The sequence below is a fragment of the Chitinophaga sp. YR627 genome (assembly GCF_900114995.1).
Taxonomy (GTDB): Bacteria; Bacteroidota; Bacteroidia; order Chitinophagales; family Chitinophagaceae; genus Chitinophaga.
This window is the reverse complement of sequence record NZ_FOUX01000003.1, coordinates 957,992-969,456: the sequence shown is the minus strand read 5'-3', so window position 1 is coordinate 969,456 and position 11,465 is coordinate 957,992. Positions and strand designations below refer to the sequence as shown.

Sequence of the window (11,465 nt, the reverse complement as noted above, 5' to 3'; positions counted from 1 at the left end):
TCAGATTTATAACCACTAAAACTACCTATTATAGCATAAACTCTACACATTTTTCCTACGACTGTCACAAGTCCTATTTTTATTATAAACCCGCTATTGTAGAAGTTTATGCAAATAATGTACAAACTAAGTGATGAGCAGCTAATTACCCTCTTCAAAAAGGGTCACGCTTCGGCATTGGAAGAATTAGTGCACAGACACAAAGATAAGCTCTATACCTCTATCGTATTACTTGTGAAAGACGCTTTCCTGGCAGAAGACATTTTCCAGGATACCTTTATAAAGATCATAGATACTATCAGAGCTGAACGCTATACGGAAAAAGGAAAATTCCTCCCCTGGGCGATGCGTATTGCACATAACCTGTGTGTGGATCACTTCCGTAAGATCAAGCGTACTCCTATCATCAAGACCAGCGACGACAAAGATATTTTCAACGTATTGAATTTCAGCGAGAGCAGTGCAGAAGAAAAAATGATCACGGCACAGAGCCACGATCGTGTAAGACGTATGCTCGACCTGCTGCCGGAAGAACAGCGCGAGGTGATCATCCTCCGCCATTACGCAGACCTGAGTTTCAAAGAAATTGCCGATCTCACCCAGGTGAGTATCAATACCGCATTGGGCCGTATGAGATATGGCCTGATAAATCTCCGGAAGATGATGACGGAGAAACAGATTTGTTTGTAATCCTTTTTTGCTTGCCATCAACGGGCGGCCGGGAGACTCCGACCGCCCGTTCTTTATTTTCCTATACCAGGTTCTCGTAAATCATCGCAGCACCCTGTCCCACTCCCACACACATGGTGGTCAGTCCATACTTGGCCTGTGGCCTGCGTTTGAATTCATGCAACAGTGTAGCTGCAATCCGCGCGCCCGTACATCCCAGCGGATGCCCGATGGCAATAGAGCCTCCGTTCACATTGATCTTCGAAGTATCCAGTCCGAGGTCACGGATACAAGCCAGGGCCTGCACCGCAAATGCCTCATTCAATTCGATCAGATCAAGCTGATCTACTGTGAGCCCTGCCCGGTGTAATGCTTTCTGTGAAGCAGGTACCGGACCGATGCCCATAATCGAAGGATCTACCCCTGCCACCGCCATGGCCTTTATCTGCATGAGTGGTTTCAGGTTATATTGTTTCAATGCCTGTTCAGACACTACCAGCACACAGGCAGCACCATCGTTGATACCGGCGGAATTACCTGCAGTGACACTCCCTTCTTTGGCAAAAGCAGGTTTTAGGCCTGCCAGCTTATCCAGGGATGTTTCCCTTGGTGGTTCGTCATCGCTGATGATCACCTGTCCCTGTTTGTTAGGGGTGATCGCTATCGGGATGATCTCTGCTGCCCATTTGCCGGCGTCATAGGCAGTTTTATACTTCAGCTGGCTCTGATAAGCAAATAAGTCCTGTTCCTCCCTGCTGATATTCCACTGACGGGCGACATTCTCTGCCGTTTCGCCCATGGAATAGGGATGATACATGTCTGCCAGCTTCTTATTGGTAAAGCGCCAGCCTATGGTAGAGTCATAGATTTCTGTTTTACGGCTGAAGGCGCCGTCTGCCTTTGGCATCACTAAAGGAGCGCGGGTCATACTTTCCACTCCTCCGGCGAGATACACATCTCCATCTCCGCACATAATGGCCCTTGCTGCATCCATGATAGCCTGCATACCCGAGGCACAGAGGCGATTAACCGTATTACCTGGTACCGTCACCGGCAGTCCGGCCAGTAAGGCAGCCATACGGGCCACATCCCGGTTATCTTCACCGGCCTGGTTGGTAGCGCCGGCTATAACATCTTCAATACCAGCAGGATCTAATGTCGGATTGCGTTCAAGAATGGCTTTGATCAGGTGAGCCAGCATATCGTCTGGCCGGATCGTACTCAGAACCCCACCATAACGGCCTATTGGGGTGCGGACCGCGTCTACTATATAAGCAGCTTGCATTGCTTGGATGGATTGCTTTGGTTAATAAAGGTTGTAAATGTAGTGGAATCGGGGGTAATACCAATACAGGGGCTGTTTTCTACGCTAAAATGGCCTGTTTCTTCGATTAAACCCTTACTACGCCGCTATTACGCCGCTATCCCTCCGCTCATGAGCGAAGGGATAGCGGCGTAATAGCGGTATAATAGCGATATACAACGGAGAAATAGCCGAATATTAGCCGGGAACCCTTATCTGTAGAGGATCTACCCGTTTCCTGATGGTGCGTGGATAAAATGTCGTACCTTTGCCGCTTACTACCGACTGCCGTAAGGCAGACATTATCTCAATTAAAGGTCAGGAATGAAATCGGGCAAAACAAATATCCGGCACCTCAGCTTACCGGAATTACAGAAATACTTTGGGTCTATAGAGGAAAAGCCTTTCCGCGCCAAACAGGTGTATGAGTGGCTGTGGCTGAAACACGCTTCCAGCTTCGAAGCTATGACCAACATTTCCAAAGACTTACGCAGTAAACTGGAAGAACATTTCAGTCTTCCGGCAATCACGACAGATACTACCCAGCACAGCGATGACGGCACGATCAAGAGCCGTTTCCGGCTGCATGACGGGCATATGGTAGAAGGGGTATTGATCCCTACTGACACCCGTCAGACCGCCTGCGTATCTTCCCAGGTGGGTTGCAGCCTGAGCTGCAAGTTCTGCGCAACCGGTTATATGGACCGTAAGCGTAACCTGGACTTCGACGAAATTTACGATGAAGTGGCCCTCCTGAACCAGCAGGCAATGGAAGCATATGGCAAAAAGCTCAGCAATATCGTGTATATGGGTATGGGAGAACCGCTCCTGAACTATAAGAACGTATTGCAGTCCATCGAGCGTATCACTTCTCCGGATGGTCTCGGTATGTCCCCAAGACGTATCACCGTATCTACCGCCGGCGTAGCCAAAATGATCCGTCAGCTGGGAGACGATAAGGTTAAATTCAACCTCGCATTATCCCTGCATGCTGCCAATGACGAAAAACGCAGCCAGATCATGCCGATCAATGATACCAACAACCTCAAGGTACTGATCGAAGCATTGAACTACTTCTATAAAGAAACACAGAACCAGATCTCCTTCGAATATATTCTTTTTAAGGACTTTAACGACTCCTTGAAAGATGCCGATGAGCTGATCCGCATATACCGCCAGGTACCTGCAGATCTGGTCAACATTATTGAGTACAACCCAATTTCCAACGCCCGCTTCATGAAGCCGGATGAGGACGTTGCCGAGGCATTCATGGAATACCTGTCCAAAAACAGGGTAAATGCCCGTCTTCGTCGTAGTCGTGGTAAAGACATCGATGCGGCCTGTGGTCAGTTGGCTAATAAAGGTTGATCAGTTTCCTGCATACAATTTCAAAAACAAACAGATGAGAAAAAATACACCTGCTAAGAAAGGATTTTCCCCTTTCAAGGAAAATAAAAGCAGCAGTTCCAATAAAGGTGGTCAACGCTTTGGCAACACTGACCGCAAAAGAGGTGATGATGAGAAGCCAGGTCGTGGCGACAAGAGAAGTGAACGCCCTTCACGTGGTGATAGCCGCGAAGAATCCAAAAGAGGTGAACGTCCTTTCCGTCCGGCACGTAAAGACGACAATAATAAGGAGCGTGGAGATTTCAAAAAGAATGACCGTCCTTTCCGCACCGAACGTAAAGAGAACGATCGCCCTTTCCGTCCGGCACGCAAAGAAGATGATAACAAGGAACGTGGAGATTTTAAAAGAAGTGAACGTCCTTTCCGTCCGGCGCGTAAAGATGACAATAATAAAGACCGCGGAGACTTCAAAAAGAATGACCGCCCTTTCCGTACCGAACGTAAAGAGAATGACGGCGAACATAAAGGTCCTCGTGGATTCCGTAAAGATGGCGCTGAAAAACCAGCTTCCAAACGTCCGGAAAGAGATGAAAATGGCCGCAGACGCCGCATAGAGCCGGTACGTAAAACCGCAAGCGGCAGAACGCCTTTCAAACCGAAACCACAACAGGACGACGACAGCGCTTTCCATGGTGCTGACGATAAAAAACCCGGCAAACGCACCAGCAGAGACGAACGTCCTACACCAAGCGGATTTAACCGTAAAAAATACTTTGATACCGCCAATGAACGTTTTGCCGGTAAACAGGATCGTAAACTGGCTACCAGAAGGGCACGTCATGAAGACGACTCCTATGGCAAAAAATCATCCAGGAACGAAGAATCCGGTAATGCACCCGGCGAAATGCCCCTGAATAAATACATCGCACACTCAGGACTTTGCTCCCGCAGAAAAGCAGTTGATTTTGTGAAGGAAGGAAAAGTGACCGTAAACGGCGAACTCATTACCGAGCCGGCGTTCAAGGTAACTGCAAAAGACGAAGTAGCGATCAATAACAGAAAGATCAACATCCAGAAAAACCTGGTATACATTCTGTTGAACAAACCAAAAGGCTACATCACTACCACTGATGATCCGGAAGGCCGTAAAACAGTCATGGAACTGATCCAGGACGCAACCACAGAAGAACAGCGCGTATATCCGGTAGGCCGTCTTGACCGTAATACATCTGGTCTGCTGCTGCTGACCAATGACGGCGAACTGGCACAGAAACTGGCGCATCCGAAGCACAATATCAAAAAGATCTATCACGTAGGACTGAATAAACCATTAACCAAAGCGCACTTTGAAAACATTCTGCAGGGTGTGACCCTGGAAGATGGTGTGGCCAATGTAGATGCACTCGGATATGTGGAAGCAGGTGATAAAACACAGGTTGGTATTGAAATTCACAGTGGTAAAAACCGCATCGTACGCCGCATTTTCGAACACCTGGAGTATGAAGTGGAAAAACTGGACCGTGTTACTTACGCCGGTCTTACCAAGAAAAACATCAATCGCGGTAAATGGCGTTTCCTGACAGAAAAAGAGATCATCCTTCTGAAGCACTTTAAGTAAACTATGCGCATTAACGACATCATTATAAAAGAAACAGCAGACTTTGTTATTTTAAACAAACCTGCAGGCATGCTGACGATTCCGGACAGACATGACAACCAGCTGGATTCCCTCCAGGGATTGCTGAGAAAGCATTACGGCGAGATCTTTACTGTACACCGCCTGGATAAAGACACCAGTGGCGTGATCCTGTTTGCAAAAAATGAGGTAGCACACAAATATTATTCGCAGCTGTTTGAAGGCCGTAACGTGAAGAAATTCTATAAAGGCCTGGTAAACGGACAATTACACCCGGAAACTGGTAGCGTGGATGAAGCAATCATGGAACATCCGACCATCAAGGGCAGAATGGTGACCAACAGAAAGGGTAAAAACGCCCTGACTGACTACCAGGTACTGGAAGCTTTTGGTCTCTACAGTCTGGTGCAATTACAGATCCATACAGGCCGTACCCACCAGATCCGTGTACATATGAAGCATCTGGGCCATCCGATCGCTGTAGACGAGCTATATGGCACTGCTTCGCCGGTTTATCTGTCTGCTATCAAGAAGAACTATAAACTGGGTAAACGAGTAGAAGAAGAACGTCCGCTGTTGAGCAGACTGGGACTGCATGCATGGCAGTTGCAATTCAAAGATCAGCAGGGAGAAGAGAACGTGATTGAAGCACCACTGCCAAAAGATATTCAGGCCGTTGTGACGCAGCTGCGTAAAAACAGTGGCAGAAGCACAGAGCTGGTTTTATAAAAGAGCATACAGACTATTGATATACAGGCGGTTTCGACAAGAGACCGCCTTTTTTTATGCCCTCACCTACCCTGCTAAGTATCTGACAGGTACGCATCAAGTCCACCTCATGTCCATTACAACCTCATAACAACGGTATTACCTATAAGACTTCCTCTCAATATTAAAGGCGGTACCGGGCATCTGTGTTGCCTGGTACCGCCTTTACAGACTGGTATAAAAAGAAAAAACGGGGAGAAATCCCCGTTTCGTAAAAATCAAAAACCAACCATTAAAAAATCTTATGAATAAAAACCTGACACACATACGGTGCAGGTTTTAAACGAACAAGTTTATCAATTTGCTTACTTGTTAACAGCCTTCTGCCTTATTTGTTCGGCTGAGGTGTTGTTCTCAGGTAAGGTTTGATGATCTTGTGACCTTTCGGGAAGCGGCCCGGAATATCTTCGGTTTTCACCGCAGGGGTCACGATAACGTCTTCACCATCAACCCAGTTTGCAGGAGTTGCTACGCTATAGTTAGCAGTCAGCTGCAGAGAGTCGATCACACGCAGAATCTCATGGAAGTTTCTGCCGGTAGAAGCCGGATAAGTGATCATCAGTTTTACTTTCTTATCTGGTCCGATGATGAACAGAGACCTTACTGTAAAGGTTTCTGACGCATTCGGATGAATCATATCATAAAGATCGGAAACTTTCCTGTCTTCATCAGCGATAATAGGAAACTGAACATCTGTGTTCTGTGTTTCGTTGATATCGTTGATCCAGCCCAGGTGTTTTTCCAGCGGATCTACGCTCAGCGCCAGTACTTTTACATTACGCTTTGCGAAATCGTCTTTCAGCTGTGCTGTTTTACCTAATTCGGTAGTACATACCGGTGTGTAGTCAGCCGGATGTGAAAATAATACTCCCCAGCTGTCTCCCAGGAACTCATAAAAATCAATATCACCCTGTGAAGTCTTAGCCTGAAAGTTCGGTGCAGTATCTCCTAATCTTAAGCCCATAAGTTCTCTTGTTTTTAGAGTATTCAAAAATAGGATTTTCCTACAAATATTATAGACTTTACAATGATTTTTCAAAAAAAAATTCCCTGCCTGAAGAACAGGCAGGGCGGAGTTAAGACAAACAACTGGACGCAAAAGGTATTAGGGATAACGCTTACCTGGAAGCGCAACACAACACCGTTAGGGGTAACCGGGTCGCTTTTTCGGGGTTATCAGGGTTTTTCAGGGTTCTTTCAGGGGTTCACGGGGATAGTATGGGGTACGAGTTTATAAGGTCCTTTCTTTCCAGGCATAGTATGCCAGGGTAAACTTAAGATCGTCTGCCAGATCGGATTTTTTACGTGCTGCATCTTCATCAAATTCCAGTTCAATATACCCGAGGTACAGTTCATAGCTCTTGTGGAGCATCTCCATACAATGGTCTATTTTTCTGACGTAATGGGGTACGCTGGCAGAAGGTAATGGGGTCACCTGCTCTATATAGTAGCATTCTCCTGCTGTATATTCAACCCAGTTGCCGTTCTCACGGTTTCCGGGGCGGGCTAACCTGAAATACATGTTATTAAACAACACTGCTTTTCCCAGCTCCATCTCCAGATCGATCATATCGGGGATTTGCTCCATGTTTTCCAGCTTCTGTACGATGATCATCTGCACTGCATCACTTCTGTCCTGCACATAGCGTAACATGGTATTTAACACTTCGTAGGTTGTGATGAAGTCACAACGCTGCCAGGTATCATCTTTTTTGATGTGCCCCCAGAAGGTTAAATAATTGGTATCATCCAGGATGATCTGGCCAACTGATATTGCTTCGGAGGTACTAACAGTAGCGGTATTTGTCTGTTTCATAACCGATTAGTTGTTGATAACGATACAAAGATACCGGTGCAAAACGCAGAGAATTTGCGTAGCGAATTTTAACTATTTTTATCCTCTAAATATTTCCATGCATGCCTAAAAACAAGGATGCTGTTTCGCGTTATCGCTGGATAGACGAGCGTTTACGCAACAAGCGTTTGAGAAAACCCACCCTGGAGGATCTGATTGAGTTCGTATCCGGGAAAATGGACACCACCATTTCCGTACGTACGATCCAGAAAGATATTCAGGACATGCGCCATGACCCCGAACTGAACTATAAGGCGCCTATCCTGTACGATCGCAGTACAGGCACTTATCGTTATACTGACGAAACATACTCTATCAATAGTCTGCCCATAGATGAAGCTGATCTCCAGGGGCTGGAAATCGCCATCGGTATACTGGAGCAATTCCGTAGTCTCCCTGTCATTGTACAGTTTGAGGACGCTATACTCAAAATAGCGACCAGCCTGAAAAAGAACAGGGAAGTACTTGAACACAAAGGGCTGATCAAATTTGCCCGTACCACACAGTACAAAGGCGCGGCACATATTCCCTTCATCGTAGATGCGATCAAAGGCAGGGAAGTAATACGTATCGCCTATCAGAGTTTTGACAGGAATGAGCCGAAGGAACACTGGGTAGAGCCTTATCACCTGCGTGAGTACCAGTACCGCTTTTACCTGATCGGTAAAAGTCAGAAAGCAAAAGGCGGTACCCTGCTGACATTTGCACTGGACAGGATCGTAGACATATGGCCGACCAACAAAACATTCGATGAAAAGAACTTCGATGACGCCAGCTATTATCAGCATGCCATTGGTGTAACGGTTCCACAGGGTGAACCGGAGAAAGTGCTATTGGCATTTACTCCATTACAGGGTAAATACATTAAATCACAACCGATCCATCCTTCACAGCTGGTGGAGAAAGACAATGACAAGGAATGCCGCATTTCTATCAATGTCGTGATCAATCATGAACTACAGATGCTGCTCCTGAGTTATGGAGCAAACGTGAAAGTGATGCAACCTGCAGCACTGGCAGAAAAGCTCTCAGCAGAAGCTAAAAAAATGCTGCAAAATTATTCATCATAAAACCAACCGGGAATGTCCACCTCATTTCAGATATCCGGTAACCTGATAGATATCCTGCAACAGAAGATCTATCCTGCTACCGTTACCGTTGAAAACGGCCGTATTGCCAGTATTACAGAAGACGCGGCGACATATGAACAGTATCTGCTGCCTGGTTTTGTAGATGCACACGTGCATGTGGAAAGCTCTATGCTGACACCTTCACAATTTGCCAGACTGGCTGTTGTACATGGCACCGTAGCCACTGTTTCAGATCCGCATGAGATAGCGAATGTACTGGGCGTACAGGGCGTGGAATACATGCTGGAAAACGGGAAGACCGTTCCCTTTAAATTCTGTTTTGGTGCGCCTTCCTGCGTACCTGCAACGATCTTCGAAACAGCAGGCGCAGAAGTGACTGTGGCTGATGTGGAAGCATTGCTGCAAAAACCTGAAGTACTTTATCTCACAGAGATGATGAACTTTCCCGGCGTACTGCACGAACAGCCGGATGTAATGGCGAAGATCGCGGCAGCAAAACGTATCGGTAAACCTGTTGATGGACATGCACCTGGTCTGCGTGGTGAAGACGCAAAAAAATATATCGCCGCCGGCATCAGTACCGACCACGAATGTTTTACTGCAGCAGAAGCGCTTGACAAACTACAATACGGTATGCATATCCTGATCAGGGAAGGCAGTGCCGCGCGTAACTTCGACGCACTCATCCCCCTGTTACATGATCATCCTGAAAAGATCATGTTCTGCAGCGATGATAAACATCCGGATAACCTTGTGGAAGGACATATCGATGCGCTGGTAAGAAGAGCACTGGCATTAAAGATCGATCTGTTTAAAGTACTGCGTGCTGCCTGTGTGAACCCTGTATTACATTACAGGATACCTGCCGGATTGTTGCGCGTAGGTGATCCTGCTGATTTTATCATTGCAGATCATCCTGACACATTCAACATCAAAGCAACTTATATCAATGGTCAGCTGGTAGCACAAAACGGGGAAACACTGATCCCTTCTGTGATTGCACCAGTGATCAACAACTTTTCCTGCACACCGAAATCAACAGGCGATTTTCGTATCACCGCCGACGGTATCACTGCGGAAGTGAAGGTAATAGAAGCACTCGACGGACAACTGATCACAAACAGTTTTACAGAGACACTGCCTTTAGTAGACAATCAGTTATTCTCTTCAACAGAAAAAGATATACTGAAACTCGCTGTTGTGAACCGTTACCAGGAAGCTCCTGTGGCATTGGGCTTTATCAGGAACTTTGGTTTTAAACAGGGTGCTATTGCCTCATCTGTTGCACATGACAGTCATAATATCATTGTAGTAGGTGTCGATGATGAAAGCATTGCACAGGCGGTAAATGCCGTTATTGCACATAAGGGAGGTGTGAGTGTGGTCAGCAATGGTGAAGCAAATGTATTGCCTTTGCCTGTTGCAGGATTGATGAGCAACCTGGATGGTTATGAAGTAGCGGCACAATATAGTCAGCTGGACAAAGCAGCCAAAGCGCTGGGGAGTAAACTGGATGCGCCTTTTATGACATTATCATTCATGGCGCTGCTGGTTATTCCGCATCTGAAACTGAGCGATAAGGGACTGTTTGATGGAGATCATTTCAGCTTTACAGCAGCTGTTTTATAGCATATGATTGTAATTGCAGGTATATGTTCACATATACCTGCAATTTGTTTATTATACTGCCCACAAAGCCCCGCCTACACTATCTTTTTCAGCACCTGTTACAGCTGCCAGCGCATTCGGTTCCTGTCTCCAGCGTAATGCGCCCAGTAATGCGATCATGAGGGCATTTCTGAATGGTTCTTCCTGAACAGTTACAGTAATATTATGTGTTTGTAAAGCCTGTTGTATTGTCTCAACCAGGTAAGTATTCCGTGTACCACCACCTGTCAGTAAGAGCGTCTGTGCTGCGCCTTCTTCCTGCGGCGCAAGTTGTTGTACAGCGGCCGCAATCTGTGCAGCGATATGATGGGTATAGGTATTCAGTTTTCCCTGTGTTGACAGCTGATGCTGCTGGATCATCGGCAGAATAGTACCGGTTCCGAATTTAGCAGCCAGTGTCTTCGGATATTTCTCATTATAGAAAGCAAGACCATTCAGTGCATCCAGCAGTTTCTGATCGGTAACACCGCCAGCAGCCAGTTTACCTTCTTCGTCAACTGCACGGCCCAGCATTCCCGCCAGGGTATCCAGCACATAATTAGCCGGGCAAACGTCCCATGCGATCAGCTGACCATCCTGTTCCGCGGCGATAGCGGCATTTTCTCCCAGATTCACCCGGAAACGGTAATCAGGGAACAGCAGTTGTTCTGCTATTGGCAGTATTGGCGCCCCTTTTCCACCTAAAGCAACGTCCATGGCACGCAGGTCACTGATCACCGAAAGACCGGTAACGGCAGCAATAGCAGCGCCATCTCCCAGCTGAGCGGTCATTTTCTGTCCAGGTACATGGAATACGGTATGTCCGTGTGCAGCAATAAAATGTACTTTATGGTCCAGTTCATGTTGCGTAATAAACTGATTGATGGCATGGCCGGTAAAATGGCCATATTCAGCATGGAGCAACAGGTAATCCCGGGCAGACAGGTCTGCCGCAGCACGTAGTTTTTCCTCCCATTCGGAGGTATATACCAGGCGTTCTGCCGCCTTTATTTCGTAAGTCCATTTTCCACGTACTTCTGTCAATGCCACAAAAACCAGGTCCATTCCTGCCAGCGAAGTACCTGACGTTACACCAATTACATTATAAACCATGCGGTAAAATTTGTGCAAAAGTAAATAATGTGCCGC

Annotated in this window: 10 protein-coding genes; 6 read left to right on the top strand and 4 right to left on the bottom strand. The window is 46.7% G+C overall.

Annotation, left to right across the window (positions count from 1 at the left end; all coding sequences use genetic code 11):
- Positions 1-117: 117 nt before the first annotated feature.
- Entirely contained in the window at positions 118-690 is a 573-nt protein-coding gene (locus tag BMZ72_RS19530; RefSeq protein ID WP_012788880.1) for a sigma-70 family RNA polymerase sigma factor, read from the top strand.
- Between the two features lie 61 nt (positions 691-751).
- On the opposite strand, the gene BMZ72_RS19525 is transcribed toward BMZ72_RS19530, so the two are convergent.
- Positions 752-1,954, bottom strand: a complete 1,203-nt coding sequence (locus BMZ72_RS19525; protein ID WP_089811298.1) for a thiolase family protein — start codon at positions 1,952-1,954, stop codon at positions 752-754.
- Between the two features lie 342 nt (positions 1,955-2,296).
- On the opposite strand from BMZ72_RS19525, the gene rlmN reads away from it, so the two are divergent.
- From rlmN to BMZ72_RS19510, 3 genes are read left to right on the top strand one after another with little or no spacing between them, the layout of a single operon-like run.
- Complete coding sequence (gene rlmN / locus BMZ72_RS19520) at positions 2,297-3,340, top strand: dual-specificity RNA methyltransferase RlmN (RefSeq protein WP_089811296.1); 1,044 nt, start codon at positions 2,297-2,299, stop codon at positions 3,338-3,340.
- 34 nt (positions 3,341-3,374) lie between these two features.
- A complete protein-coding gene (locus tag BMZ72_RS36995; RefSeq protein ID WP_255373242.1) occupies positions 3,375-4,937 on the top strand; it encodes a pseudouridine synthase in 1,563 nt (520 codons plus the stop codon).
- Between the two features lie 3 nt (positions 4,938-4,940).
- On the top strand, positions 4,941-5,684 hold the full coding sequence (locus BMZ72_RS19510) for an RluA family pseudouridine synthase (protein ID WP_089811294.1): 744 nt from the start codon (positions 4,941-4,943) through the stop codon (positions 5,682-5,684).
- Between the two features lie 367 nt (positions 5,685-6,051).
- Here BMZ72_RS19510 and BMZ72_RS19505 read toward each other — a convergent pair whose 3' ends face one another.
- Both BMZ72_RS19505 and BMZ72_RS19495 read right to left on the bottom strand, forming a co-directional pair.
- A complete protein-coding gene (locus tag BMZ72_RS19505) occupies positions 6,052-6,687 on the bottom strand; it encodes a peroxiredoxin (RefSeq protein WP_089811292.1) in 636 nt (211 codons plus the stop codon).
- Positions 6,688-6,954: 267 nt separating this feature from the next.
- Complete coding sequence (locus BMZ72_RS19495) at positions 6,955-7,539, bottom strand: hypothetical protein (RefSeq protein WP_089811288.1); 585 nt, start codon at positions 7,537-7,539, stop codon at positions 6,955-6,957.
- 101 nt (positions 7,540-7,640) lie between these two features.
- Between BMZ72_RS19495 and BMZ72_RS19490 the strand changes: the two genes are divergently transcribed.
- Both BMZ72_RS19490 and ade read left to right on the top strand, forming a co-directional pair.
- A complete protein-coding gene (locus BMZ72_RS19490; RefSeq protein WP_089811286.1) occupies positions 7,641-8,648 on the top strand; it encodes a helix-turn-helix transcriptional regulator in 1,008 nt (335 codons plus the stop codon).
- Between the two features lie 12 nt (positions 8,649-8,660).
- Positions 8,661-10,298: an adenine deaminase gene (ade, locus tag BMZ72_RS19485; RefSeq protein WP_089811284.1), complete on the top strand. Its 1,638-nt coding sequence runs from the start codon at positions 8,661-8,663 to the stop codon at positions 10,296-10,298.
- 51 nt (positions 10,299-10,349) lie between these two features.
- Here the strand turns inward: ade and BMZ72_RS19480 are convergent, their stop codons facing one another.
- The gene (locus tag BMZ72_RS19480) at positions 10,350-11,429 is read right to left on the bottom strand and encodes an anhydro-N-acetylmuramic acid kinase (RefSeq protein WP_177222846.1); all 1,080 of its coding nucleotides are present in this window, start codon (positions 11,427-11,429) and stop codon (positions 10,350-10,352) included.
- Between the last annotated feature and the right edge of the window lie 36 nt (positions 11,430-11,465).